23 protein-coding genes are annotated in these 24775 nt (G+C 60.4%); 13 read left to right on the top strand and 10 right to left on the bottom strand.

Features of this window, described 5'->3' with window-relative positions:
• From GHO41_RS22155 to GHO41_RS22135, 5 genes are all read left to right on the top strand, one after another.
• The coding region (locus GHO41_RS22155; RefSeq protein ID WP_153434668.1) for a TonB-dependent receptor at window positions 1-871 on the top strand (871 nt) is incomplete at its 5' end.
• 215 nt (window positions 872-1086) lie between these two features.
• The gene (locus tag GHO41_RS22150) at window positions 1087-1668 is read left to right on the top strand and encodes an alpha/beta hydrolase (protein ID WP_048387212.1); all 582 of its coding nucleotides are present in this window, start codon (window positions 1087-1089) and stop codon (window positions 1666-1668) included.
• Window positions 1669-1718: 50 nt separating this feature from the next.
• Complete coding sequence (locus GHO41_RS22145) at window positions 1719-2615, top strand: sigma 54-interacting transcriptional regulator (RefSeq protein ID WP_153434667.1); 897 nt, start codon at window positions 1719-1721, stop codon at window positions 2613-2615.
• Window positions 2616-2806: 191 nt separating this feature from the next.
• Window positions 2807-3589 (top strand): MetQ/NlpA family ABC transporter substrate-binding protein, encoded by a 783-nt coding sequence (locus GHO41_RS22140; RefSeq protein WP_048372598.1) that lies wholly within the window; start codon window positions 2807-2809, stop codon window positions 3587-3589.
• A gap of 147 nt (window positions 3590-3736) precedes the next feature.
• Complete coding sequence (locus GHO41_RS22135) at window positions 3737-4777, top strand: RHS repeat-associated core domain-containing protein (protein WP_053225285.1); 1041 nt, start codon at window positions 3737-3739, stop codon at window positions 4775-4777.
• 8 nt (window positions 4778-4785) lie between these two features.
• Here the strand turns inward: GHO41_RS22135 and GHO41_RS22130 are convergent, their stop codons facing one another.
• Entirely contained in the window at window positions 4786-5946 is a 1161-nt protein-coding gene (locus GHO41_RS22130) for an AAA family ATPase (RefSeq protein WP_048372600.1), read from the bottom strand.
• Between the two features lie 116 nt (window positions 5947-6062).
• Here GHO41_RS22130 and GHO41_RS22125 point away from each other — a divergent pair, with 116 nt between their 5' ends.
• Genes GHO41_RS22125 through GHO41_RS22115 form a run of 3 tightly spaced genes read left to right on the top strand, consistent with a single transcriptional unit; the run spans window position 6063 to window position 11280 of the window.
• Window positions 6063-7154 carry an efflux RND transporter periplasmic adaptor subunit gene (locus GHO41_RS22125; protein ID WP_123750632.1) on the top strand — a complete coding sequence of 364 codons (1092 nt, stop codon included), beginning with the start codon at window positions 6063-6065 and terminating at the stop codon, window positions 7152-7154.
• Window positions 7151-8221, top strand: coding sequence for an efflux RND transporter periplasmic adaptor subunit (locus GHO41_RS22120; RefSeq protein WP_123750631.1), 1071 nt, complete (start codon window positions 7151-7153; stop codon window positions 8219-8221). The genes GHO41_RS22125 and GHO41_RS22120 overlap by 4 nt, the downstream gene beginning before the upstream one ends.
• Window positions 8218-11280 (top strand): efflux RND transporter permease subunit, encoded by a 3063-nt coding sequence (locus GHO41_RS22115; RefSeq protein WP_153434666.1) that lies wholly within the window; start codon window positions 8218-8220, stop codon window positions 11278-11280. The genes GHO41_RS22120 and GHO41_RS22115 overlap by 4 nt, the downstream gene beginning before the upstream one ends.
• Window positions 11281-11634: 354 nt before the next feature.
• Here the strand turns inward: GHO41_RS22115 and GHO41_RS22110 are convergent, their stop codons facing one another.
• From GHO41_RS22110 to GHO41_RS22090, 5 genes are all read right to left on the bottom strand, one after another.
• The gene (locus GHO41_RS22110; protein ID WP_048372607.1) at window positions 11635-11916 is read right to left on the bottom strand and encodes a type II toxin-antitoxin system RelE/ParE family toxin; all 282 of its coding nucleotides are present in this window, start codon (window positions 11914-11916) and stop codon (window positions 11635-11637) included.
• Complete coding sequence (locus GHO41_RS22105) at window positions 11906-12151, bottom strand: type II toxin-antitoxin system prevent-host-death family antitoxin (RefSeq protein ID WP_153327926.1); 246 nt, start codon at window positions 12149-12151, stop codon at window positions 11906-11908. The genes GHO41_RS22110 and GHO41_RS22105 overlap by 11 nt, the downstream gene beginning before the upstream one ends.
• 73 nt (window positions 12152-12224) lie before the next feature.
• Window positions 12225-12482, bottom strand: a complete 258-nt coding sequence (locus GHO41_RS22100; protein ID WP_048387227.1) for a hypothetical protein — start codon at window positions 12480-12482, stop codon at window positions 12225-12227.
• 401 nt (window positions 12483-12883) lie between these two features.
• Entirely contained in the window at window positions 12884-14845 is a 1962-nt protein-coding gene (betT, locus tag GHO41_RS22095; RefSeq protein ID WP_206540844.1) for a choline BCCT transporter BetT, read from the bottom strand.
• Window positions 14846-15206: 361 nt separating this feature from the next.
• Window positions 15207-15533 carry a DOPA 4,5-dioxygenase family protein gene (locus tag GHO41_RS22090; RefSeq protein ID WP_153391010.1) on the bottom strand — a complete coding sequence of 109 codons (327 nt, stop codon included), beginning with the start codon at window positions 15531-15533 and terminating at the stop codon, window positions 15207-15209.
• Between the two features lie 171 nt (window positions 15534-15704).
• On the opposite strand from GHO41_RS22090, the gene GHO41_RS22085 reads away from it, so the two are divergent.
• Entirely contained in the window at window positions 15705-17273 is a 1569-nt protein-coding gene (locus GHO41_RS22085; RefSeq protein WP_048372617.1) for a SulP family inorganic anion transporter, read from the top strand.
• Window positions 17274-17349: 76 nt separating this feature from the next.
• Here the strand turns inward: GHO41_RS22085 and aroE are convergent, their stop codons facing one another.
• Complete coding sequence (gene aroE / locus GHO41_RS22080) at window positions 17350-18171, bottom strand: shikimate dehydrogenase (RefSeq protein ID WP_153434665.1); 822 nt, start codon at window positions 18169-18171, stop codon at window positions 17350-17352.
• 22 nt (window positions 18172-18193) lie between these two features.
• Entirely contained in the window at window positions 18194-19108 is a 915-nt protein-coding gene (gene hemF, locus GHO41_RS22075; protein WP_153327931.1) for an oxygen-dependent coproporphyrinogen oxidase, read from the bottom strand.
• A 148-nt stretch (window positions 19109-19256) separates the two neighbouring features.
• Between hemF and GHO41_RS22070 the strand changes: the two genes are divergently transcribed.
• Window positions 19257-20234, top strand: a complete 978-nt coding sequence (locus tag GHO41_RS22070) for an NADPH:quinone reductase (protein ID WP_048373944.1) — start codon at window positions 19257-19259, stop codon at window positions 20232-20234.
• Window positions 20235-20351: 117 nt separating this feature from the next.
• On the opposite strand, the gene GHO41_RS22065 is transcribed toward GHO41_RS22070, so the two are convergent.
• Together GHO41_RS22065 and dprA are read right to left on the bottom strand one after the other, a co-directional pair.
• A complete protein-coding gene (locus GHO41_RS22065; protein WP_048373942.1) occupies window positions 20352-20909 on the bottom strand; it encodes an L-threonylcarbamoyladenylate synthase in 558 nt (185 codons plus the stop codon).
• Between the two features lie 35 nt (window positions 20910-20944).
• Window positions 20945-22042 carry a DNA-processing protein DprA gene (gene dprA, locus GHO41_RS22060; protein ID WP_153434664.1) on the bottom strand — a complete coding sequence of 366 codons (1098 nt, stop codon included), beginning with the start codon at window positions 22040-22042 and terminating at the stop codon, window positions 20945-20947.
• Window positions 22043-22424: 382 nt separating this feature from the next.
• Here dprA and def point away from each other — a divergent pair, with 382 nt between their 5' ends.
• From def to GHO41_RS22045, 3 genes are all read left to right on the top strand, one after another.
• The gene (def, locus tag GHO41_RS22055) at window positions 22425-22931 is read left to right on the top strand and encodes a peptide deformylase (protein WP_048373941.1); all 507 of its coding nucleotides are present in this window, start codon (window positions 22425-22427) and stop codon (window positions 22929-22931) included.
• A gap of 142 nt (window positions 22932-23073) precedes the next feature.
• A complete protein-coding gene (gene fmt, locus GHO41_RS22050; RefSeq protein ID WP_153434663.1) occupies window positions 23074-24024 on the top strand; it encodes a methionyl-tRNA formyltransferase in 951 nt (316 codons plus the stop codon).
• A partial coding sequence (locus tag GHO41_RS22045; RefSeq protein WP_305977940.1) for a transcription antitermination factor NusB occupies window positions 24021-24775 on the top strand: 755 nt, incomplete at its 3' end. The genes fmt and GHO41_RS22045, both read left to right, overlap by 4 nt.

Below are 24775 nucleotides of genomic sequence, written 5' to 3'. Positions count from 1 at the left end.
GGTCGGCGCTTATGATTCGGGCGACTTGAACCAATACAGCACCAGCCCTTCAGGTCTGCTGAACCTGACCTACCACTTCAACGACAACGTGCTGGGCTACACCAGCCTGTCGCATGGCGAAAAATCGGGCGGGGTGAACCTCACTGTTGGCTCGGCGCCGACCGCCGGGGCCGACTCGCTGCTGATCGGGGCCGAGCGCGCCAACAACGCCGAGCTGGGGGTTAAAAGCACGCTGTGGGATCGCCGCCTGCAACTCAACGCCAACCTGTTCTGGACCCAGGTCAACGGGTACCAGACCACGGCTTACGACGATTCAACACGCGCTCAATACCTGACTAACGCAGGCTCTGTGCGCTCACGCGGGGTCGAATTCGAGAGCACGCTGATCCCCGTGCGCGGGCTGACGCTGAACCTCAACGGATCGTTTAATGACGTGCGTTACCTGTCGTACAAAGATGCGCCATGCCCGCCGGAAGTCAGCCTGCAAGCAGGCGCGCCTGCCTCATGCGACTTGAGCGGGCATCAGGTGGTCGGCGCTTCGAAGTGGATCGGCAACGCCAATGGCGAATACAAATGGAACCTCAACAACGGCCTCGAAGAGTACGTCACCGCCAGCTACGCGTTCCGCTCCAAAGCCGTGGGCACGGTCGAAGACTCCGCTTATGCACAGATCCCGAGTTATGCGGTGGTCAACTTATCCACAGGCTTGCGCGGGGACTTTCACCAAGGTCAGTGGGACGTGTCGCTGTGGCTGAAAAACGCCTTCGACAAAACCTACTACACCACCCTGTGGAGCGCCGCCAATGGCGGTTATGAAGGGTTGTTGGGCACACCACGGACACTGGGCGTGACCGGCCGTTATGATTTTTAAAGGCTGACCACACCCTGCCGTATGGGAGCGGGCTTGCTCGCGATGGGATCGCTGCGGTGTGCCTGATACACCGCAGTGCCTGTATCGCGAGCACGCCCGCTCTCACTTTAAAAGTGTTTTTTGGTTATTAACAAATAGCTTCTTATTCCTTAGCGAATCTAAAAACCGTCCCTATACTGACTCGGTAACACACATACCGCTGGAGGCGCACAGCCATGGGCAATGAATCGATTCGCTATTTGATAGTGCCGGGTTGGCAAGGTTCGTCTGACGATCATTGGCAAACCCACTGGCAAAACAGCTTGCCGAACAGTGCCCGGGTGGAGCAGGCCGACTGGTTGACGCCACGCCGCGAAGACTGGATTGCCGCGCTGGCCGAGGCGATTGCCGCCGATAGCACGCCGGTGATTCTGATTGCCCACAGCCTGGGTTGCATCACCGTTGCGCATTGGGCCGAACGTGCCCCCGCCAGCTTGCTGAGCCAGGTGCGCGGTGCCTTGCTGGTCGCCCCGGCAGATGTCGAACGCCCCACCTGCGCGCCCGCGTTGCGTAACTTTGCCCCGATCCCGACGCAAACCCTGCCGTTCCCGAGCCAAGTCGTCGGCTCTGATAACGATGCTGCGGCCAGCGCACCTCGCGCCATGGAGTTTGCCCGCCAATGGGGCGCCGAGGTCGGCATTCTCAGCGGCGCCGGACACATCAACGTCAAGTCTGGCCACCAACGCTGGGAGCAAGGCTTCGCCTTTTTGTATCGCCTGCAAACCCGTATTGAGCACGGTGCCCTGCGCCGCGCCTGAATTTTTTGTAACGCCCGCGCCCACCCATCGGCGGCGGGCGGGAGCCCGCCATGAGTCTGCATGAAACCTTTGGTCAGCCCCTGCTGACCTTCCCCGACGCCGAAAAAAGCCCGCTGAGCATTCGCGCCAAAGCGCTGGTGTTTGTCGATCCGCGTTCACGCCAATTGCGTGATGACCTGGAACTGCTGGCGCCGCGCTCGCTGCCGGTCTTGATTCGCGGCGAAACCGGCACCGGTAAAGAGCTGTTGGCCCGGCATATCCACCGCGCCAGCGACCGCACCGGTTTGTTTGTGTCTGTTAATTGCGGCGCGATCAGCCCCACCTACGCCGATGCCGAGTTGTTCGGTTACGCCCCCGGCAGCCACAGCAGTTCGGCCAGCAGCCGTGCCGGCTGGTTCGGCTCAGCCAATGGCGGCACGCTGTACCTGGATGAGATCGGTGATTTGCCGCTGGGCATTCAGGTCAAATTGCTGGCTGCACTGGAAACCCACGAAGTCACGCGGGTCGGCGCTCATCAGCCCAGCCCGGTGGATGTGCGCCTGGTGGCGGCCACCAGCATCGACCTGGCTCAGGCGGTACAGGCTGGCAAATTTCACGAGCGGCTGTATCACTACCTCAGCGAGGGGCAGCTGCCATTGCCCGCTTTGCGCGAGCGGCCGGGGGATATTTTGTCGTTGGCCGAATACTTTTTAGGCATCTACAGCCAGCGCCTCAACCTGCCGGTGCCATTTATCAGTGACAGCGCGCAACGGGTATTGGAGCGCCACACATGGCCCGGCAATACCCGTGAGCTGGAGAACGTCATCCACTTTGCGCTGCTGGTGAGCACCGGCGAAGAGATCCGCCCCGAGCATTTAAACCTGCCTGACAGCCTGGGGCAGATTGAGCACTTTATTAAAGGCGCAACGGCGCAGGAGCTGGCGGCGCTGAAACAGCTGCTGGCATAACCCCCATCTCGCGATCTTTTAGACGATCAAAAGATCGCGAGGCAAGCTCGCTCCTACAGGGAGAGATTTAAAGAACCAAATGATCTAAGCGAATGAACAAATATTATTGTTCTGGAATAAAGAAAGTCGGTATCTTTCGCCCCGACTCCAATAAAACCGTTACCAGAACGGTCACTTCTTAAGGATATTGCATGAAAAAGGTTCTGTTGTTTACCGCATTGGCGGCTGCTTTGACGGCAGGCCTGGCACAGGCTAACGAAAAATTGGTGGTCGCTGCGACCCCGATTCCTCACGCTGAAATCCTTGAGTTGATCAAACCGACCCTCGCCAAAGAAGGCGTGGATCTGGACATTAAAGTCTTCACCGACTACGTGCAGCCGAACGTACAAGTCGCAGAGAAGCGTCTGGACGCCAACTACTTTCAGACCCTGCCGTACCTCGAAAGCTTTAACAAAGGCAAAGGCACCAACCTGGTGACCGTGGTCGGCGTTCACGTTGAACCGTTTGGTGGTTACTCCAAAAAAGTTAAAAACCTGTCAGAGCTCAAGGATGGCGCAACCATCGCGATCCCTAACGAAGGCAGCAACAGCGGCCGTGCATTGATCCTGCTGCAAAAGGCCGGTCTGATCGAACTGAAAGACCCGACCAACGCGGTGGCCACCCCGAAAGACATCGCTAAAAACCCGCACAACTTCAAGTTCAAAGAGCTTGAGTCAGCATTGCTGCCACGCGTGCTGGACCAGGTTGACCTGGACATGATCAACACCAACTACGCGCTGGAAGCGGGCCTGAACCCGGCCAAAGACGCGCTGATCATTGAAGGCTCTGATTCGCCTTACGTGAACTTCCTGGTGGCTCGCCCGGACAACAAAGACAGCGACGCAATCCAAAAGCTGTCCAAAGCCCTGACCAGCCCTGAAGTCAAAGCGTTTATCGAGAAGAAGTACCAAGGCGCCGTGGTGCCTGCGTTCTAATTCAACTCCCGCTCACACAAAACGCCGACGGCTCCTACAGCGTCGGCGTTTTTTAGTATTTGGCAAAAGTACCTAGCAGAGTTAACAGGTAGGCAAGGTCTGGCATTGGAGCAAAGCTGGGGGACATTCAGCAAAGAGCCAACCCACATGCCTCTTAAACGCTATGCCTACGACCCTCTGGATCGCTTAACAACAACGACAATGGGCGCGCAGCCCTCGACGCAGCGTTTTTATCATCTTGAGCGCTTGAGCACTGCACGCCAGGGTGAACACAGCCAGACAATCTTTCAGCACCACGACCAGTTGCTGGCTGAAAAACACACAACCGCAACGCTGTTGCTGGGCACCGACCTGCAACGCAGCGTGCTGCACTCTCTCAACGGCGCACACCATTACCCGCGGGCTTACACCCCGTATGGCCATCATCGTGGGCAACAGGGGCTGTTGGGGTTTAACGGAGAAGCCCACGATCCGTTGACCGGCCACTATCTGTTGGGCAACGGTCACCGCGCGTACAACCCCGTGTTGATGCGCTTTAACAGCCCCGATACGTTAAGCCCGTTTGGTGCCGGCGGGTTGAACCCCTACTGCTATTGCCTGGGTGATCCGGTGAACCGGGTAGATCCCAATGGGCAGATTTCCTTTGCCTTGATAGCCCCTATCGTCCTGTCAGTTATTGGGTTGAGCGGGACAGCGGTCGGAGCAATTCCCTCTGTGGGCTTTTACGCATCCTTCAAAGCGTTAAAAGCTGGCCCCATCAAGGCCGTTGATCTTGCGAAGGTCGCTGGTGTGGGGTTTACAGCCTCCGCAGGTATTGTCGGCACGGTTCGATTGAGCATGGCAGCGGAACATAACAACACAGGCAGCACTGAAATGACCTCGGTGGGCATAGCCTTGGCCATTTTAGGTTTAAGCAGCTCTGGCTTGGCCACTAAGCTGGGCTGGAGTGGCATTAGAGCGGCAGCCAGAGCTAAGAGAGTTGCCAAGTTAATGGGTAAAAACTCCCCACCGCCGCGTCCCCCAAGAAACTCTATTTCCTCAACATCGAGCTCAACCTCGCCACACTTTGCTAAACGAATCACCGAAGAGAACACCTCCGAACTGCCAATGCCCACGCTATACGTGCGCGATATCAATACACCCCCTCCCGGAGTTCTATCTTGGGCAGATCGAATACGACGGGCGTGATCGCTCTATCAATCCGCCCAATGCCAAGCCGGTTGATCCAGCATGCGTTGCCCAACGACCTCGGTCTGGCCGAGGTTTTTTTCCAGCACGATGCAGTTGCACTCCGGGTCTTGCTGCAAGGCGGCAATCAGCCGCCGGGCGTGGGACACCACCCACACCTGGGAGTGGTGCGAGGTGCGAATGATCAACCGCGCCAGCGCGGGCAGCAGGTCGGGGTGCAGGCTGGTTTCGGGCTCGTTGAGCACCATCAGCGTCGGCGGGCGCGGCGTGAGCAGGGCAGCCACCAGTAGCAGGTAACGCAAGGTACCGTCCGACAACTCCGCCGCCGACAATGGCCGCAACAAACCTTCTTGATAGAACTCGACAGCAAAGCGCCCACCGGGCATCGCATTGATCTCCAGCCGCGCGCCGGGGAAGGCGTCACTGATGGCGCTGTGCAGGACTTGCGGGTCGCCCATTTCGAGGATGGTTTGCAGGGCCGCAGCCAGGTCGCGGCCATCGTGGTGCAACACCGGTGTGCGCGTGCCCAACTGCGGCTGACGCACCGGCGCATCAGGGTCGGTGCGAAAGTGATCATAAAAGCGCCAACCGCGAATCGACTCCCGCAGCCGCAGCACTTCAGGCGAGGCCTGCAAGCTGCCAACTTGATCGAACAAGCTGTCGAACATCGGCGTGTGCTGCGCCAGCACCTGCCAACTGCGCTCAGTACGGGCACGGATCATCGGACCATTGCGCTCCACCAGCTCACTGGCCGGGCGGTAGCTGGGGCCCACCCAAATGCTTTCGTGTTTGATTTGCGGGTCGAGGGTAAACGCTGACAGCTCAGGCGGCGACACCCCCAAGGCGATGGCGTAGCTGAAATCTTCGGCCGCAAAGCCCATGCGCAAGCGCTTGACCTTGTTGCGCGGGCCGCCCTCGATGGCCACCTCGCCAGACTTCATGCGCCGCGACACCACCTCGGGCCCCGCCCAGAACGTCGACTCCAGCCCGCCTTCACGGGCCAGCGCATTGACCACCCCGCCCTGAGCCGTCTCGGCCAGCAAACGCAGCGCACGGTACAGATTGGATTTACCGCTGCCATTGGGGCCGGTGATCAAATTGAGCCGCGCCAGCGGGACGATCAACTGGTTGATGGAGCGATAGTTGGCCACCGCCAGAGTGGTGAGCATTGGGTGACCTCAAAACAGATGGGAAAGGCGTGCACAGAGTCCCACAAAGTCTGAACCCTGTTCTACGCTATGTGTCGTATTGTCTCGATCACTGAGCACCAAGCAAAGGAGTCTGCATGGCTGGTCCACGAATCAAGTGTGCTTGGGGCTTAAGCCTTTTGGCGCTCCTGACGGCTTGCGGTAAAGAAGGCCCCAAAGAGCCTTTATCACCACGGGTTTATATACAAGAAGTTACCAGCCGCGACTATGCACCTCCCATTGCGCTCAGTGGCGACATTCAGGCACGGGTCGAAACCCAGCTGTCCTTTCGGGTCGGCGGCAAGATCATCGAGCGCAAGGTCGATGTCGGTGATCACATTCAGGCCAACCAGGTGTTGGCGCGCCTAGACCCCAAAGACCTGAAAATCCAGGTCGAGACCGCCCAAGCCAGCGTGTATGCGCAACAGGCGCAAGTGGTACAAACCCGCGCCGCCTATGTGCGCCAGCAAAAGCTGCTGCCAAAGGGCTACACCAGCCAAAGCGAATACGATGCGGCCTATGCGGCTCAGCAGAGCGCACAAAGCGCCTTGGCGGCGGCGCAAGCGCAACTGGCCAATGCCCGCGAACAACTCAGCTACAGCAACCTGGTGGCGGAAGCGCCGGGCGTGATCACCGCGCGCCAGGCTGAGGTCGGGCAAGTGGTGCAAGCCACCATGCCGATGTTCTCGCTGGCCCGTGATGGCGCCCGCGATGCCGTGTTCAACGTGTACGAATCGCTGTTCATCGAGCCGCCCAAAGACCCTACCGTGCAAGTCACCCTGCTGCAGGACCCGACGGTTAAGGCCAACGGTTTTATCCGCGAGATCACCCCCGCCGTGGCGGCGCAAAGCGGCACGCTGCAAATCAAGGTGCAACTGGACTCACTGCCCAAGGGCATGGACCTGGGCTCGATTGTCAGCGTCAACCTGAGCCCGGCGCCGCAGCGCAGCATTGAAATGCCATGGTCAGCCCTGACCAAAGATGTCAGCGACCCGGCGGTGTGGGTGGTCGACGGCGACAACAATGCGCGCCTGCAAAAAGTCACCGTGGGGCGCTACCTGACCGGCAGCGTGATCATCAGTGATGGCCTCAAGGACGGAGAAAAGGTCGTGGTCGCAGGCGGACAATTGTTACACCCCGGCATGAAGGTCGAGATAGCACCCACGCCAGAAGGGGGGATGGCGCTATGAACCGTCTCTGGATAGCGCCTTTCGCGGCCCTGTTGTTGCTGGGCTGCTCTGAAAAAAAGCCGCCTGAGCCACCCGTCAGGCCCGTGCTCTACGTGGTGGTAAAGCCCGACCTGACCCAACACCTGGGGCGCTTTGCCGGCAACATCGAAGCCCGCTATGAAAGCACCTTGGGCTTTCGCGTGCCGGGCCGCATCGTGCGGCGCTATTACGACGTTGGCGCGCTGGTCAAAGAAGGCGATATTTTGGCCAGCCTTGACCCGACCGATCAGCAAAACAACGTGCGCGCCGCCCAAGGCGATCTGGACAAATCCCGCGCGCAATTGATCAACGCACAAGCCAATGCCCGGCGCCAGCAAGAGCTGTTCAATCAGGGCGTGGGCGCACAAGCCCAGTTGGACACGGCACAAGCCGACCTCAAAACCGCGCAGGCCGCCGTGCAACAAGCGTCAGCGGCGCTCAATCAGGCCAAAGACCAGCTCAGCTACTGCAACCTGCGTGCAGACCATGACGCGGTAATCACCGATTGGGCGGTCGAAGCTGGCCAGGTGGTGAGTGTCGGTGAAGCCGTGGCCACCCTGGCGCGACCTGAAATTAAGGAAGCGGTGATCGACCTCCCGGCGCCGCTGGCCGAAGCCCTGCCCAAAGACGTGGTGTTTTTTGTCGCAGGCCAGCTCGACCCGAACGTCAACACCAAGGCCCATGTTCGCGAAATCGCGCCCCAGGCCGACAGCGCCACGCGCACCCGCCGTGTGCGGCTAACCCTGGACCAGACCCCGCCGGCCTTCCGCCTCGGCAGTTCCATCAGCGTGACGGTCAGCAGCCCGATTACCCAGCACTTCCAGGTGCCGCAGACCGCACTGCAAGAAACCGACGGCAAAACCCGTGTGTGGGTCGTCGACCCGCACACACTGACCGCCAACACGCGGGAGGTAACCGTATGGCGCCGCGACGCCAATACCGTGTTGCTCTCGGGCGGCATCAGCAGCGGTGACACCGTGGTCAGTGCGGGCGCCTACAGCCTTAAACCCGGACAAAAAGTCAGACTCGACAAGGAAAGCTCGCAATGAATGGGAAATTCAACCTGTCCGAGTGGGCCCTCGAGCATCAGTCATTCGTGTGGTACCTGATGTTCGTCGCGGTGCTTGCCGGGTTCTTTTCGTACTTCAACCTGGGCCGCGCCGAAGACCCCAGCTTTACCATCAAAACCATGGTGATCCAGACCAAGTGGCCCGGCGCTACGGTGGACGACACCATGCTGCAAATCACCGACCGTATCGAGAAAAAGCTCGAAGAGCTGGACACCCTCGATTACGTCCAGAGCTACACCCGGCCCGGCGAGTCCACGGTGTTTGTGTTCTTGAAAGACACCACCAAGGCCGAGCTCATCCCGCATATCTGGTACGAGGTGCGCAAAAAAATCGGCGACATTCGCGGCGACTTCCCCCAAGGCATTCAAGGCCCGGGGTTCGACGATGAGTTCGGTGATGTGTACGGCACGATTTACGCCTTTACCGGCGACGGCATCAGCATGCGCCAACTGCGCGACTACGTCGAAGAGGTGCGCCTGGGGATCCGCGACATCCCCAATCGCGGCAAGATGATGACCATCGGCGAGCAGGCCGAAACCTTCTACCTCGACTTCTCGACCCGCAAACTGGCCGCGCTGGGCCTGGATCAACAACACATTCTGCAAAGCCTGCAAGAGCAAAACGCCGTGACCCCGGCGGGTGTCATTGAAGCCGGACCAGAGCGCATGTCGGTGCGCGCCTCCGGCCAGTTCCACAGCGTGGCCGACCTTGAGGCGGTCAACCTGCGGGTCAACAACCGCTTCTACCGGCTCGCTGACGTGGCTGACATTACCCGTGGCTATGTCGACCCGGCCGCACCGATGTTCCATTACAACGGCCAGCCGGCCATTGGCTTGGCCGTGGCCATGAACACGGGCGGCAACATTCAGGAGTTCGGCGAGCAGCTGCAGCAGCGCATCAACGAACTGACCGCGCAACTGCCGGTGGGCGTGGGCGTGCACATGGTCTCTGACCAGGCCGAAGTGGTTCAGGTGGCCGTACACGGCTTCACCAGCGCGCTGTTTGAAGCGGTGATCATCGTTCTGGCGGTGAGCTTTATCAGCCTGGGCCTGCGCGCGGGTATGGTGGTGGCGATCTCGATCCCGCTGGTGCTGGCGCTGGTCTTTGTGTTCATGGAATTCACCGGCATCGCCATGCAGCGTGTGTCGCTGGGCGCGTTGATCATCGCCCTGGGCCTGCTGGTGGACGACGCGATGATCACGGTAGAGATGATGATCTCGCGGCTGGAACTGGGCGAAACCAAACAGCAGGCTGCGACGTTTGCCTACCACTCCACGGCCTTCCCGATGCTTACCGGGACCTTGGTCACGGTGGCGGGTTTTGTCCCGATCGGCCTCAACAACAGCGCGGCGGGCGAGTACACCTTCACCCTGTTCGCGGTGATTGGCGTGGCCCTGATTGTGTCGTGGATGGTGGCGGTGCTGTTTGCTCCGGTGTTGGGCGTGCACGTGCTGCCGGCCAAGGTTAAACCCAAGTCCGAAAAACCGGGGCGACTGGCACAAGCGTTTAACACCGGCCTGCTGTGGTGCATGACCCATCGCTGGTGGACCATCGGCGGCACGGCGGCGATGTTCCTGGCCTCGGTGGTGGGCATGACCTTTGTGCAAAACCAGTTCTTCCCGGCCTCTGAGCGCCCTGAAATTCTGGTGGATTTGAACCTGCCGCAAAACGCCTCGATCCAGGAAACCCTCAAAGTCACTCAACGCTTTGAAGCCTCGCTCAAGGACGACCCGGACATCGTGCGCTGGAGTACCTACGTGGGCGAGGGCGCGATCCGTTTCTATCTGCCTCTGGACCAGCAACTGCAAAACCCGTTCTTCGCCCAGTTGGTGATCGTCAGCACCGGGCTTGAGAGCCGCGATGTGTTGATGGAGCGCCTCAACAAACGCCTGCGAGAAGAGTTTGTCGGTGTTGGCAGTTATGTGCACACCCTGGAACTGGGCCCGCCCGTGGGCCAGCCGCTGCAATACCGGGTGAGCGGCCCGAACATCGACCAGGTGCGCAAACACGCCATCGACCTGGCCACCGTACTCGACGCCAACCCCAACGTGGGCGAAACCCTGTTCAACTGGAACGAGCCGGGCAAAGTGCTGCGGGTCGACATCGCGCAAGACAAGGCCCGCCAGTTTGGTTTGTCGTCCGAAGACGTCGCGCAAGTGATGAACAGCATCGTCACCGGCGCCACCGTCAGCCAGGTCAAAGACAGCATCTACCTGATCGACATCGTCGGCCGGGCCAATGGCAGCGAACGCAACACGCCAGAGACCCTGCTCAACCTGCAAATCACCACGCCGAGCGGCACCTCGATCCCGTTGCTGGCGTTTGCCTCGGTGCGTTACGAGCTGGAGCAGCCGCTGGTCTGGAGCCGTGACCGCATACCGACCTTGACCCTCAAGGCTGCGGTGCGCGGCGACATTCAGGCGGTTGACCTGGTGGACGACCTTAAACCGACCATCGATGCCTTCATCGCCAAACTGCCGCAAGGCTACAAAGTCGAAACCGGCGGCACCGTGGAGCAAAGCGCCAAGGCCCAAGGCCCGATCGCCAAAGTCATCCCGTTGATGCTGTTTTTGATGGCGACCTTTTTGATGATCCAGCTGCAAAGCGTGCAGAAAATGTTCATCGTCGTCAGCGTCGCGCCGCTGGGCCTGATTGGCGTGGTGTTGGCGCTGGTGCCCACCGGCACGCCGATGGGCTTTATCGCGATTCTGGGGATCCTGGCGCTGATCGGCATCATCATTCGTAACACGGTGATTTTGGTGACCCAGATCGACCAGTTCGAACGTGACGGCTTCGACCCGTGGCATGCGGTGGTCCAGGCCACGCATCACCGTCGTCGGCCCATCCTGCTGACCGCTGCGGCGGCCAGCCTGGGCATGATCCCCATTGCGCGGGACGTGTTCTGGGGCCCGATGGCCTACGCCATGATCGGCGGCATCTTCTCGGCCACCTTGTTGACCTTGCTGTTCTTGCCGGCCCTGTACGTGGCCTGGTACCGCATCAAAGAAAACAAAAACCCGCCACCGGCCATTCACTGACCAGGCAGGAGCGAACTCGCACTGGCTCTGTAGCCGCTGACGAGGCACGAAGGCTGCGATGGGTTGCGTAGCGACCCAGACGGCGGTCCTGCGGCCCGCATCGCAGCCTTCGTGCCTCGTCAGCGACTACACGTTCAAAAGAGGTTGGCAACTGTGCGCAGGCGCGGAGCCTACCAAGCGTTTTGAAAAGTTGAAATCCACTATTCAGGCTTGCATGCCCGAACGCTGATGATTCAGCGACGGAGCGAACTATAGGCAGCCCTCAGAAGGGTGAACACCCTAAATGTTGTAGGAGCTGGCTTGCCTGCGATCTTTTGATCTTCAACGTGAATAAATTGCGATCAAACACGCTATTTAGCGCTGCTTGGCGCGGTCGTATACAGCGCTGCGTTCGCGTTTCCCGACAGCAATCACCGCCACTACGACGCGCTCATCAATGACTTTGTACACCAACCGGTAGCCTGCCGATTTAAGCTTGATCTTGTAACAGTCGGGCATCCCGTGAAGGGCGTCAGCCCCTATACGTGGGCTTACCAATCGTTCGACCAACTTCTTTTTAAATTGCTGCTGAAGCGTATAGCCCAACTTCTCCCACTCTTTCAAAGCTGTGGGCAGGAACTCCAGCTTATAAGTCATCCAGATTTACCGGGACAGGCGTCTCTTGGCTGCGAGCCTTCACCAGTTCAGCAAGGTCCATGTCATCCAGACGCTCCATGATGGCTTCAAACACTTCAGCAGGCACCATGTAGCCCATGACACGGTTGTGGTTGAGCACCGCAACCGGAGCACCGTGGGCAGCATTCATGACTGCGGAGGGATTTTTCTTGAGTTCAGACACACTCACCGCTCGATCTGCCAAGACGCTTTGCATAATTTAGCCCTCTAAATAGGTCGTTATATTGGTCTATTTAGAGGGGCGCATCAACCTAAGATTCAGTGAGTCGCTACACCTCGCGCAACACCAACACCCCCAGCACATCGCAGCCTTCTTGCAACAACAACGACGTCGCCTCGCACACCGCACTCAAATCATGCGGATCGCTGCTGTAGGCGTTCATGTGGGACAAACTGCGCAACAAATTCTTGGCCGCCTGAAAGCGCTGCTCAGCACAGGTGAGCAAGGCAGACACAGACGCCTGGGTATCAATCAAGAGAACGTTGGAATCGACAGGATTGTCGGTTTGCGGGAGGTAATGCGGCATTTTTCAAACTCCTTAAGAGAAGGAGCCACTTCGATCAGCTTGCACGCAGAAAGAGGGTGGCAGCTGTGCGCGGGTGTGCAAGACCGGTACCTTCCACCCGGCAGATCCGAAGATCTCCCGCGCACAACCGCCATAACGCCGATTGCAGACACGGAGCCTAACAAGCGAAACGGAAAGTTGGAAATGGTAGGTACAGGCTTGCACGCCCGAACGCTGATGATTCAGCGACGGGGCGAACTATAGGCAGCCCGCAACGAGCACCACAATGGGCCAAAGCACGAGCAAGCCTCATCCCACACAAGTCAGGGAAAGGTCTGTAATCGCGCTGCCTGAATCGCGAGCAAGCCCGCTCCCACAGGTCCTGTGCAACACCTGTGGGAGCGGGCTTGCTCGCGAGGGGGTCAACGCACCAAATGCAGGAACTGCATGTGGCGTTCGTACTGGTCGAGGATGTCGTTGATGATCTGGTCCTTGGTGTAGCCCATCAGGTCGTAGTCCTGGCTGCCTTCGCTCAGGTGCACTTCAGCCCGGTAGTAACGGCGGTTACGCAGTTCTTTGGGGCCCATGCCGCCACGGGCAAACGACGGCGTGAAGTAGCCGCGCATTTGCACCTGGTAGACGAACGGGTGCTGGTCACCATGACCAATTTCAAGGCTGACGTTGTCATTGGCCGGGTCGGGCTGGGTGACAACGTTGAGGCCTTTTTCAAGGAACACCGCGCTCACTTCTTCAATTGCCGGGCGCACCGTGGTGTCCATGAAGCGGTACACCTCGTCCCGCGACGGGAAGTGCACGGCCTGGCTCAAGCGTTGACGCCAGCCACCACGGCCACGGCGCGACACGGCCACCGGGGCCAGCGAGTGCATCTGCGCGATCTTCTTCTGCGATTCCAGGTAGAACGCCTTGTGCAGCCCCCACATCATCAGCAACAGGATCAGCGAGAACGGCAGCGAGGTCAGGACCACCGCCGACTTGAGCGCGTCGATGCTGCCCGAGAACAACAGTGCACTGGTCACCAGCGCGGTCATCCCGCCCCAGAACACCCGCAGCCATTTGGGGCCGTCTTCGTCAGCGCTATTACCACGCGCCGAAAGGGTCGAGAGCACCACGGTGCCGGAGTCGGCCGAGGTCACGAAGAACACAAAACTGATGAACACCGTCACGGCGATCACGGTTTTGCTCCATGGGTAGGTTTCCAGCAGCAGGTACAAGGCGCGCGACGGGTCGTCGATGGCGGCTTGGCCCAACGCCGTCAGGCCGTGGTTGAGCACTTGGTCGATGGCGCTGTTGCCGAAAATCGACATCCACGCCAAGGTGAAGCCCAGCGGAATCAACAGCACGCCAAAGACGAATTCGCGAATGGTCCGGCCACGGGAGATACGCGCAATAAACAGACCCACAAACGGCGACCATGCGATCCACCAAGCCCAATAGAACACGGTCCAGCCGCCCAGCCAGTCGCTCGGCTTGTTGTAGGCATACACATCAAAACTCTTGGTCGGCAGCGCGCCCAGATAGTCACCGATGTTCTGGATCAGGGTGTTGAGCAGGTGCTGCGTCGGCCCTGCGAACAGCACGAACAGCAGCAGCGCACAGGCCAGCAGCATGTTGATGTCGGACATCACGCGCACGCCTTTGTCGACGCCCGCGATGGCCACCAGAATGGCTGCGCCCATCATCAGGGTGATCAACCCCACCTGAATCCATTGGGTGTGCGGCACGCCAAACAGGTAGTCGAGCCCGGAGTTGAGGTGCAACACCCCAAACCCCATGTCGGCACCCAGACCAAACACCGTGGCGATGATGCCAAAGCCGTCGACCGCGTAGCCGATGGGGCCATTGATGCGTTTACCGATCAGCGGGTACAGCGCCGAACGCAGCGCCAGCGGCAAGTTATGCCGGTAGGCAAAGTACGCTAGCGCCATGCCGACAAAGGCAAACACGCCCCAACCGTGCAAACCCCAGTGCAAAAACAGCAACTGCATGCCTTGGCGCGCCGCCTCGGCGTTACCGGCCGGGCCTTGTGGCGGGTTGAGCATGTGGGTGAGGGGTTCTGACACACAAAAGAAAAATAGCGTGATGCTGATCCCGGCGGCAAAGAGCATGCCCGCCCAGGACAGGTAACTGAACTCAGGTTCGTCGTGGTCGGCACCGAGCTTGATCTTGCCGTAGCCGGACAAGGCGGTGACGACCACGAAGATCAGATACAGGGTCATCGCTAGCATGTAGTACCAGCCGACCGTATTGGCCGCCCAGTTTTGTGCTGCCAGTAGCCATTCTCCGGCGGCTTCGGGCAATGAAATCACCACCAGCCCGAAGACCAGAATAAACGCGGCGGCAAAGTAGAAAACCGGCGGGTTCATGCGGATGAGAGACGTCTGCGACGTCGAAGGTGCACTCATGGCAAATACACCTCGCAGCAATGATACAGGCGTAAAAAGAGCGAGTTCGGCAAAGGTTAGCCTCCTGTTGTGAGCGGGCAGCGGACCACCGGTTTAACTTGAACGAGCATTCAAGTTAAACATGGATGGCGTGTGAGGACTAATCGCTACCCTTGGCTACACGTGTCTTACGTTAGCTCATGGCAAGGTATGACACATGCCCGCGCACGAACGTTCAGCCGTTATGGCACGGGGCTATCCGGGATTTGCCGACGGTAGGTCGCGGGCGGAATTTTAGGGGGTGAAAAAAAATTCCAAAAAATCGAAGCGCTTCGCTTTCTGGTCAAAAAACAGACAAATTCAACGGTCTGATTTCACCCATCCAGATCGCATGGTCGGTGTGATCCAGCAGGTCATTGCCGGTGTCGGGGTGCAGAAAGATCACCAGCCCGTGTCGGCTGATAGCCAGCCAGGGCAATACAATGCCGAGCAGTTCGGGGCCGAAGGCCAGTTGGCAGCTCCAGTCGGGATGCGGGCCGACCGGGCGTTCGTGGACGCGGCCCATGCTGATGCCAAATCGGTGCGCCGCTTCTTCGCACAGGGCGCGCGCCTGGTCGATGGTGCTGGCGTCGTAATAGACGTGGGCGTGATAGCCCTTGATTCGTTGCATAAGCGCCTCTTGATTGTGTGCTGCACGCATTATTAATGTGGGAGCGGGCTTGCTCGCGATGCAGACGGTGCGGTGTATGCGAACATCCGCGGCGAGGCCATCGCGAGCAAGCCCGCTCCCACAGAGGTAACCTTGCACGCGCACTCTAAACCCACACTCAGCGAGAGCGTTATGCCCCGGCTCAACCGCACTGCCATCCTGCCATTTCTGAATTGGCTGCCCAAACAAACCCGCGCAAGCGTAGGCCGAGATGCGCTGGTGGGCTTGAGTGGTGCAATTCTGGCACTGCCGCAGTCCATCGCCTACGCCTTGATTGCAGGTTTACCGCCTGAATACGGGCTATATGCTGCCATTGTGCCAGTAATTATTGCGTGCTTGTGGGGCTCGTCGTGGCATTTGATCTGCGGGCCGACGGCTGCCATTTCGATTGTGCTGTTTGCCAGTGTCAGCCCGCTGGCGGTGCCCGGCACTCAGGACTACATCGGCCTGATCCTGCTGCTGACGTTTTTGGCGGGGATTTTCCAGTGGCTGCTGGGGATGCTGAAGTTCGGCGCACTGGCCAATTTTGTCTCACATTCGGTGGTGGTCGGGTTCACCCTTGGCGCGGCGGTGGTGATTGCCTTGGGCCAGTTGCCCAATGTGCTGGGTGTTGATGTGCCGGGCAAAGCCACTGCGCTGGACAGCCTGCTGACGCTGTTGCGCCATGTGCGCGACTTCGACCCCGCGTCGTTGGGGCTCGGGGTAGGGACGGTGCTGTTGGGCGTCGCACTCAAGCTGTGGCTGCCACGCTGGCCGACGCTGCTGTTGACCCTGGTGCTTGCCAGCCTGGCCGTGTGGCTGCTGCCGTCGGTGTTTGGCCATGTGCAGTTGGTGCAGGCGTTTGTGGGGCGTTTGCCGCCGTTTAGCCCGTTGCCGCTGGATATCGAAACGTTGTTGCGTCTGCTGCCCAGTGCCGTTGCGGTGGGCATGCTGGGGTTGGTGACCAGTTTGTCGATTGCCCGCTCGATAGCAGCACGTTCGCAGCAAATGCTCGACGCTAACCAGGAGATCCGCGCACAAGGCTTGTCCAACGTGTTCGGCGCCTTGTTCTCGGGGTATTTGTCCTCGGGCTCGTTCACCCGGTCGGGGCTCAACTACGAAGCGGGTGCCCGCTCGCCATTGGCCGGGGTGTTTTCCGCGTTGTGGGTGGCGCTGTTTGCGATCACCGGTTCCGCGCTGATTGCGCACATCCCGATCCCGGCCATGGCAGGCAGCATTTTGCTGATCAGTTGGGGGTTGGTGGACACCCGCGGTATTCGGGCGCTGTGGCGCGTGAGCCGGGCCGAGTTCGCGGTGATGGCACTGACCTGCGTCGCGACCTTGCTGCTGGAGCTGCAAACAGCGATTTATGCCGGGGTGCTGGCGTCGCTGTTTTTCTACCTCAAGCGCACTTCACGACCGCGTATTCAGCAATGGACAGAGGGGGATGAAGAGGTGTTGCGGGTCGGCGGGTCAATTTTTTTCGGCGCCAGTCATTACTTGCAAGTGCGTTTGCAACGCACCCAGGGGCAGCGGGTGGTGATCGAGGCGCAGCACATCAACTTTATCGACTATTCGGGGGTTGAGATGCTGCACCAGGAAGCCCGCCGCTTGCTGGGACTAGGCCGCAGCCTGACCTTGCGCCGGGCACGGTCGCCGGTGGTGGAAGAATTGAAGAAGCTGGAAGGCGCGGACAAGTGCCCGATTTTGTTTGAGGACTGACCTGTAGGAGCGAGCTTGCCTCGCGATCTTTTTGAAGATCAAAAGATCGCGAGGCAAGCTCGCTCCTGCAAGGGGTTTACTGCGCCAGCAGGCGGCGCAGTTCGGCCAGCGCCGGGGCGGTGTCCGGGCGTACGCCGCGCCACAGGTAGAAGGCTTCTGCGGCCTGTTCGGCCAGCATGCCCAGGCCGTCCATGACGTGGCCCGCGCCATGCTCGCTGGCCCAGAGGCAAAACGGCGTCGGCGCTTTGCCGTACATCATGTCGTAGCACAAGGTTTGGCCGGGCTCGATCAGGCTGCTGGCAATCGGCGGCACTTCACCGGCCAGGCTGGCCGACGTCGCGTTGATGATCAGGTCGACCGGCTCTTTTAGCCAGTCAAAACCACTGGCCGCCACCGGCCCCAGGTCGCTGAACAACTCCACCAGCACTTCGGCCTTTTCGACCGTGCGATTGGCGATGGTCACCGAGGCCGGGCCTTCGGCCAGAATCGGTTCCAGCGCGCCGCGTACCGCGCCGCCCGCACCCAGGATGAGGATGCGTTTGCCCTTGAGGCTGAAACCCGCGTTAACCGTCAGGTCGCGCACCAGCCCCGCGCCATCGGTGTTGTCGCCCAGCAGCGTGCCGTCGGCCAGTTTGCTCAGGGTGTTCACCGCGCCCGCCCGTTGCGCACGGGCGGTCAGGCTGTTGGCCAGCCGGTAGGCGTCTTCCTTGAACGGCACGGTGACGTTGGCCCCGCGACCTTGCTGGAAAAACGCCAACGCGCTGCCGCCAAAATCATCCAGCGGCGCGAGCAACGTGTCGTACTGCATCAACTGCCCGGTTTGCTCGGCAAACAGGCGGTGCAGCACCGGCGATTTGCTGTGGGCGATCGGATTACCAAAAACGACGTAACGGTCCATCAGGCAAGTTCCTCGGGCAATGTCAGGCGTTGGCTAACCAGTCGCGGTCTTGCAGAAAGTACTCAGTCAGCCGCGCCTCTTCGGTACCGGGCGCCACTTTCCAGTCATAACCCCAGCGTACGTGGGGCGGCAGCGACATCAGGATCGATTCGGTACGCCCGCCCGATTGCAGGCCGAACAGGGTGCCACGGTCGTGAACCAGGTTGAATTCGACGTAGCGGCCCCGGCGATATTCCTGGAACTCACGCTGCTGGGCCGTGTAGGCGTCGGCCTTGCGGCGCTGCACGATCGGCAGGTAGGCGTCGATAAAGGCGTCGCCGATGGCGCGAACAAAAGCGAAGCAGGTGTCAAAATCCCATTCGTTCAGGTCATCGAAAAACAGGCCGCCAATGCCACGCGGCTCGTTGCGGTGCTTGATGTGGAAGTAGCGGTCGCACCAAGCTTTATACCGCGGGTACACGTCGGCGCCGAACGGTGCGCAGGCTTGCTCGGCCACGCGGTGCCAGTGCACGCAGTCTTCTTCAACGCCGTAGTAAGGCGTGAGGTCGAAGCCGCCACCAAACCACCAGACCGGCTCTTCGCCTTCTTTTTCGGCAATGAAAAAACGCACGTTGGCGTGGGATGTCGGCACATGCGGGTTGTGCGGGTGGATCACCAGCGACACGCCCAGGGCTTCAAAGCCACGGCCCGCCAGTTCAGGGCGATGGGCGCTGGCGGACGGCGGCAAGCCGCTGCCAAACACGTGGGAAAAGTTCACACCGCCTTTTTCGATGACCTGGCCGTTTTCGATCACGCGGGTACGCCCGCCACCGCCTGCCGGGCGCTCCCAGGCGTCTTCAATGAAGCGCGCGCCGCCATCTTCGGTTTCCAGCGCAGCGCAGATACGGTCTTGCAGGTCGAGCAAGTAGGCTTTAACGGCCTCGGTGCGAGTAGTCATGACATCACCTTAAATCGGGCAAAGCGACAGAGCGGGGCCGCCAGCGAAGGGCGGCTAGCATAACACCGCACCCGGCATCGTCGCAGTTGACGAAGATCACGCTAAAGCGTTGGATAGGGGCCTCGTCAATTCAGCAAGGACAGTGCAAATGGCTAAACGTATCCAGTTTCGGACCCTCGGCGGGCCCGAAGTGCTTGAGTATGTCGACTACCAACCTGCCGAGCCGGGCCCGCAACAGGTTCGCGTGCGTAACCAGGCCATCGGCCTGAATTTCATCGACACCTATTTCCGCAGCGGCCTGTACCCGCTGCCCGAGCTGCCATCGGGCCTGGGCAATGAAGGCGCGGGCATCGTGGATGCAGTGGGCAGTGACGTGCACACCGTCAAAGTAGGCGACCGCGTGGCCTACGGCACTGGCCCGCTGGGCGCGAACAGCGAGTTCCACGTGTTGCCCGCGGCGAATGTGGTGAAGCTGCCGGACGACATCAGCTTTGAGCAAGCCGCCGCCGTGATGCTCAAGGGCCTGACCGTGCAGTATTTGCTGCGCCAAACCTACGAGGTTAAAGCGGGCGATACCATTTTGTTCCACGCCGCTGCCGGTGGCGTTGGCTCGATTGCGTGCCAATGGGCCAAGGCGCTGGGCGCGAAATTGATCGGTACGGTCAGCTCGGCTGAAAAAGCAGCGCACGCCAAAGCACTGGGCGCCTGGGAAACCATCGACTACAGCCATGAAGACGTGGCCCAGCGCGTGCTGGAACTGACCGGCGGCAAGAAAGTCCCGGTGGTGTATGACGGCGTCGGCAAAGACACCTGGCTCACCTCGCTGGACAGCCTGGCACTGCGCGGGCTGATGGTCAGCTTCGGTAACGCGTCAGGCGCGGTAACTGGCGTGAACCTGGGGATTTTGTCGCAGAAGGGTTCGCTCTACGTAACCCGGCCAACCTTGGCGGGCTACGCCAACACGCCCGAGAACCTGCAAAAAATGGCCGACGAGCTGTTTGAGATGATCCGCACCGGCAAGATCAAGGTTGAGATCAGCCAGCGCTATGCCCTGAAAGACACGGCCAAGGCACACATCGAGTTGGCCTCGCGCCGCACCACCGGCTCGACGATTTTGTTGCCGTAACACCAAACCTGTGGCCGCTGCCGCAGGCTGCGATAAGGGCCAAAGGACCTTCGCTTTTACAAGCAGGGCCGCTACGCAGCCCATCGCAGCCTGCGGCAGCGACTACAGTTTGCGGGGTTAGGCGGGGCGCACGACCTTGCCGGTCGCCAGGTCGCGGATCAGGCTGGGGTTTTTACGCCCGCCCAAATTGCCGCCCAAGACGTGATCGATCTGGCCACGAAAGTACTGCTCAACTTTTAACCGCGTACGCGCCGCCGGCAAGCCCGCCGGGTTGGCAGACGTGGAAACAATGGGCCCCACCAACGCACACAACTCACGCACCAGCGGATGGTCACTCACGCGCAACGCCACGGTGTCGTGCTGGCCGGTGATCCACTCGGGCAGCAGGCCTTGATGCGGCACCAGCCAGGTGTTCGGCCCAGGCCAGGTGCTGGCCATGCGGTCGATCCACTCTTGGGGGAAGTCTTCGAACAGGAAGTCGAACTGGTGAATGTTGTCGGCAACCAGAATCAGGCCTTTATCCACAGGTCGCGATTTGATCGCCAGCAAACGCTCGACCGCTTCTTCATCCCACGGGTCGCAACCCAGGCCCCAGACGGCTTCGGTGGGATAGGCGATCACGGCGCCCGCATGAATCGCGCGTGCGGCTTGTTGGACGCGCCAGGTGCTGATCATTGAGTGTCTCCAAATAGGTACTGGGCGCAGTGTACTTAGCTGGCGCGAGCAAACCAACGCCCGCCCTCAAGCACTACGTGCCCGTCGAGTTCAAGTTCGGTCAACGCCGCCAGCAGCCGGGGCAGGTCCCAACCGCTGGCGCAGGCCAGGGCTTCGCTGGTGTGGGGCGCTGCCTGCAACAATTGCACTAATGGATGACAGCTGTGTGTGAAAAGGTCAGCTGTGGATAACGGCATCGAGCGCCAGCCGCGCAGGCCTTCAAGAATATGCTCGACGGTTTCCACCAGGGTGGCGCCGTCACGAATCAGTTGATGGCAACCGCGCGCGCCGGGGTGGTGGATAGAACCTGGCAAGGCGTAGACCTCACGCCCTTGTTCCGCCGCCAGACGGGCGGTGATCAACGAACCGCTGGCCACGCTGGCTTCGACCACCAGCACGCCCAACGACAAACCGCTGATGATTCGGTTGCGCCGTGGGAAGTTGCCCGAGAGCGGCCCGGCGTCCAGCGGGAACTCCGACACCACGGCGCTGCCGTTGGCAATCATCGCGTCTGCCAGTGCGCGATGGCGCTGTGGATAAAGTTTTTGCAGGCCGGTGCCGAGCACCCCGATCGTCTGCCCGCCAATGTCCAGTGCGGCCTGGTGCGCGGCCCCGTCGATGCCCAGCGCCAGCCCGCTGGTGATGACAAAACCGGCACCCGCCAGACACTTCGAAAACGCCGCGGCGGTGTCCAGCCCCGGCCGTGAGGCACGCCGACTGCCAACCATCGCCAGTTGCGGTTTTTCCAGGATGCCGGGGTCGCCCGCCACGAATAACACGGGCGGCGGGTCTTTTATTTCAGCCAACAAAGCCGGGTAATCGGGCTGATCGTGGAGCAACACATGCTGCTTGCAGCCCTCAAGCCAGCGCATTGCAGCGCTGGCACCGTCACGTACTTCGGGGTTGCGCCGGGCCTCGCTACTGGCGGGTGGCAAGCCCAAGGCCCGCCAGGCACTGGCCGGGGCGCTGAGCGCCGAACTGGCCGAGCCAAAGGCCCGAAACAAGGCGTGGTAGCGCTGTGGGCCGATCTCGGGCAAGCGGTGTAAACGCAAACGGGCTTCCAGCTCTGCTGGGGAAATATCAGACTGCGACATGGGATCATCCTTGATCTGTTTCATCAGCGTTACGCCAGGGACAACCTGTGGATAACTCTGTTAACAAGTTGTTGGGCACGTGTCAGTAAGCGCCGGCGTAAACGCTCAGTACGGCCTTGAAAAAACGCCGGCAAACCCAACCTTAGTAGAACGCTGCGCACAGACCGCGCCCATTGGTTTCAAACTGCGACGCGCGCGCCACCTGCAGCCGGGCAGCTAGTCGTTTCATCCGGGGTTGAATCCCTTTATTATGTGCGCTCGCGTGAAACGCCAGAGCCCGAGCGGGCTCTCTCTGAAGGAGACGTTTTGCACAGGTTGCCGAGTCTTCAAGACCCCCTGACAACCGTTTTTGAATCTTTCACACAGTGCCCCAATCAAACTTATGGCTATTTTAAACATCCTCGAATTCCCAGACTCGCGTCTGCGTACCATCGCCAAGCCGGTGACGGTTGTGGACGACGAAGTCCGTCAGTTGATCGATGACATGTTTGAAACCATGTACGAAGCGCCTGGTATTGGTCTGGCGGCCACGCAGGTCAACGTGCACAAGCGCATCGTGGTCATGGACCTGAGCGAAGACCGCAGCGCGCCGATGGTGTTTATCAACCCTGAGTTCGAAACCCTGACCGACGAGATGGGCCAGTACCAGGAAGGCTGCCTGTCGGTGCCGGGTTACTACGAAAACGTAGACCGCCCGCAGTTGGTCAAAATCAAAGCGCTGGACCGTGACGGCAAGCCTTTTGAAATGACCGCCGATGGCCTGCTGGCCGTGTGCATCCAGCACGAATGCGACCACCTGAACGGCAAGCTGTTCGTGGATTACTTGTCTACGCTCAAGCGTGACCGGATCAAGAAAAAGCTGGAAAAACTGCACCGCCAGAACGCTTGATCCTCGGTATAACCCTACGCTTGTCTCGGACTCACTGTAGGAGCGAGCTTGCCTCGCGATCTTTTCAACGATCAAAAGATCGCGAGGCAAGCTCGCTCCTACAGGGTTATTCCCGCCTTCCCCCATTCCAAGTGAGTACTCCATGACTGAGCCATTGCGCATCGTCTTTGCTGGCACCCCCGAATTTGCCGCTGAACACCTCAAGGCGCTGCTCGACAGCCCGTACGAGATCGTTGCGGTGTACACCCAACCGGATCGTCCGGCCGGGCGCGGGCAAAAGCTGATGCCAAGCCCGGTCAAGCAACTGGCGCTGGAACACAATATTGCGGTCATGCAGCCGCCGACCTTGCGTGCACCCGAGGCTCAAGCCGAACTCGCCGCACTCAAGCCCGACTTGATGGTGGTGGTGGCGTACGGCCTGATCCTGCCGCAAGTGGTGCTGGATATTCCGCGTTTGGGCTGCATTAACAGCCACGCTTCGTTGCTGCCACGCTGGCGCGGCGCCGCGCCGATTCAGCGCGCGGTCGAGGCTGGCGATGCACAAAGCGGTGTGACGGTGATGCGCATGGAGGCGGGTCTGGACACCGGCCCGATGCTGCTCAAATCCATCACTCCCATCAGCAGCGAAGACACCGGCGGCACCCTGCACGACCGTTTGGCCGAGTTGGGCCCACCGGCCGTGATCGAAGCCATTGCCGGTTTGGCTGACGGCACCTTGCAAGGCGAAGTGCAGGACGACAGCCTGGCGACCTACGCCCACAAGCTCAATAAAGACGAAGCACGCATCGACTGGAATCGCCCGGCGGTGGAGCTGGAGCGGCTGATTCGTGCCTTCAACCCGTGGCCGATTTGCCACAGCACGCTCAACGGCGAAGCCCTGAAAATGCTGGCCGCCACCTTGGCAGACGCCAAGGGCGAACCGGGGCAGATCCTCGCGGCCAGCAAAGACGGCCTGATCGTGGGCTGCGGTGAAGGCGCGCTGTGCCTGACCCGTCTGCAATTGCCCGGCGGTAAAGCGCTGAACTTCAGCGATTTGTTCAACAGCCGCCGTGAGAAGTTTGCTGTGGGTACTGTTCTGGGCGCCGCCCAATGAACCCGCGTCTGGCCGCCGCCAAGGCACTGACCGCCGTACTCAACGGCAAGGCATCGCTCAACAGTTCGTTGCCGTTGCAACTGGACAAGGTTGAAGCCCGCGACCGCGGCCTGACCCAGGACCTGGCGTTCGGCACCGCACGCTGGTATCCGCGCTTGTCGGCATTGGCCAACAAGCTGCTGCAAAAACCCTTCAAAGCCGCCGATGCCGACGTTGAAGCGCTGTTGCTGGTGGGCTTGTACCAACTGCTGTACACGCGGGTCCCGGCCCACGCGGCCATTGGCGAAACCGTGGGCTGCGCCGACAAGTTGAAAAAGCCGTGGGCCAAAGGCCTGCTCAACGCCGTATTGCGCAATGCCCAGCGCGACAGCGAAGCCCTGCTGGCCGAGCTGGAACACGACCCGGTGGTACGTACGGCCCACCCGCGCTGGCTGCAAAAATCGCTGAAAGCGTTCTGGCCTGAGCAGTGGGAAGCCATCTGCGCCGCCAACAACGCGCATCCGCCGATGATTCTGCGGGTCAATCGCCGCCATAAAACCCGTGATCAGTACCTGCAACTGCTGGCTGAAAGCGAGGTGCAGGCCCAACCGTGTGTGTACAGCCGCGACGGCATTGTGCTGGCCGAAGCTTGCGATGTGCGCAACCTGCCGGGCTTTGCCGAAGGCTGGATCAGCGTGCAGGACGAAGCCGCACAGTTGGCCGCCGACCTGCTCGACTTGGCCCCCGGCCAGCGCGTGCTCGACGCCTGCTG

This window comes from Pseudomonas sp. FSL R10-0399, assembly GCF_009600165.1.
Lineage (GTDB): Bacteria > Pseudomonadota > Gammaproteobacteria > Pseudomonadales > Pseudomonadaceae > Aquipseudomonas > Aquipseudomonas helleri.
Note: the sequence above shows the minus strand (reverse complement) of the source record. Positions and strands in the feature narration are given on the sequence as shown.

What these genes read in the sequence shown, in the direction of transcription:
- GHO41_RS22125 (WP_123750632.1), top strand. Translation starts at nt 6,063, where the DNA reads ATGGCTGGTCCACGAATCAAGTGTGCTTGGGGCTTAAGCCTTTTGGCG.
- aroE (WP_153434665.1), bottom strand. Translation starts at nt 18,171, where the DNA reads ATGGACCGTTACGTCGTTTTTGGTAATCCGATCGCCCACAGCAAATCG.
- dprA (WP_153434664.1), bottom strand. Translation starts at nt 22,042, where the DNA reads ATGTCGCAGTCTGATATTTCCCCAGCAGAGCTGGAAGCCCGTTTGCGT.
- hemF (WP_153327931.1), bottom strand. Translation starts at nt 19,108, where the DNA reads ATGACTACTCGCACCGAGGCCGTTAAAGCCTACTTGCTCGACCTGCAA.
- GHO41_RS22070 (WP_048373944.1), top strand. Translation starts at nt 19,257, where the DNA reads ATGGCTAAACGTATCCAGTTTCGGACCCTCGGCGGGCCCGAAGTGCTT.
- GHO41_RS22085 (WP_048372617.1), top strand. Translation starts at nt 15,705, where the DNA reads ATGCCCCGGCTCAACCGCACTGCCATCCTGCCATTTCTGAATTGGCTG.
- GHO41_RS22150 (WP_048387212.1), top strand. Translation starts at nt 1,087, where the DNA reads ATGGGCAATGAATCGATTCGCTATTTGATAGTGCCGGGTTGGCAAGGT.
- GHO41_RS22090 (WP_153391010.1), bottom strand. Translation starts at nt 15,533, where the DNA reads ATGCAACGAATCAAGGGCTATCACGCCCACGTCTATTACGACGCCAGC.
- GHO41_RS22105 (WP_153327926.1), bottom strand. Translation starts at nt 12,151, where the DNA reads ATGCAAAGCGTCTTGGCAGATCGAGCGGTGAGTGTGTCTGAACTCAAG.
- GHO41_RS22145 (WP_153434667.1), top strand. Translation starts at nt 1,719, where the DNA reads ATGAGTCTGCATGAAACCTTTGGTCAGCCCCTGCTGACCTTCCCCGAC.
- def (WP_048373941.1), top strand. Translation starts at nt 22,425, where the DNA reads ATGGCTATTTTAAACATCCTCGAATTCCCAGACTCGCGTCTGCGTACC.
- GHO41_RS22115 (WP_153434666.1), top strand. Translation starts at nt 8,218, where the DNA reads ATGAATGGGAAATTCAACCTGTCCGAGTGGGCCCTCGAGCATCAGTCA.
- GHO41_RS22065 (WP_048373942.1), bottom strand. Translation starts at nt 20,909, where the DNA reads ATGATCAGCACCTGGCGCGTCCAACAAGCCGCACGCGCGATTCATGCG.
- GHO41_RS22110 (WP_048372607.1), bottom strand. Translation starts at nt 11,916, where the DNA reads ATGACTTATAAGCTGGAGTTCCTGCCCACAGCTTTGAAAGAGTGGGAG.
- GHO41_RS22120 (WP_123750631.1), top strand. Translation starts at nt 7,151, where the DNA reads ATGAACCGTCTCTGGATAGCGCCTTTCGCGGCCCTGTTGTTGCTGGGC.
- fmt (WP_153434663.1), top strand. Translation starts at nt 23,074, where the DNA reads ATGACTGAGCCATTGCGCATCGTCTTTGCTGGCACCCCCGAATTTGCC.
- GHO41_RS22135 (WP_053225285.1), top strand. Translation starts at nt 3,737, where the DNA reads ATGCCTCTTAAACGCTATGCCTACGACCCTCTGGATCGCTTAACAACA.
- GHO41_RS22140 (WP_048372598.1), top strand. Translation starts at nt 2,807, where the DNA reads ATGAAAAAGGTTCTGTTGTTTACCGCATTGGCGGCTGCTTTGACGGCA.
- betT (WP_206540844.1), bottom strand. Translation starts at nt 14,845, where the DNA reads ATGAACCCGCCGGTTTTCTACTTTGCCGCCGCGTTTATTCTGGTCTTC.
- GHO41_RS22100 (WP_048387227.1), bottom strand. Translation starts at nt 12,482, where the DNA reads ATGCCGCATTACCTCCCGCAAACCGACAATCCTGTCGATTCCAACGTT.
- GHO41_RS22130 (WP_048372600.1), bottom strand. Translation starts at nt 5,946, where the DNA reads ATGCTCACCACTCTGGCGGTGGCCAACTATCGCTCCATCAACCAGTTG.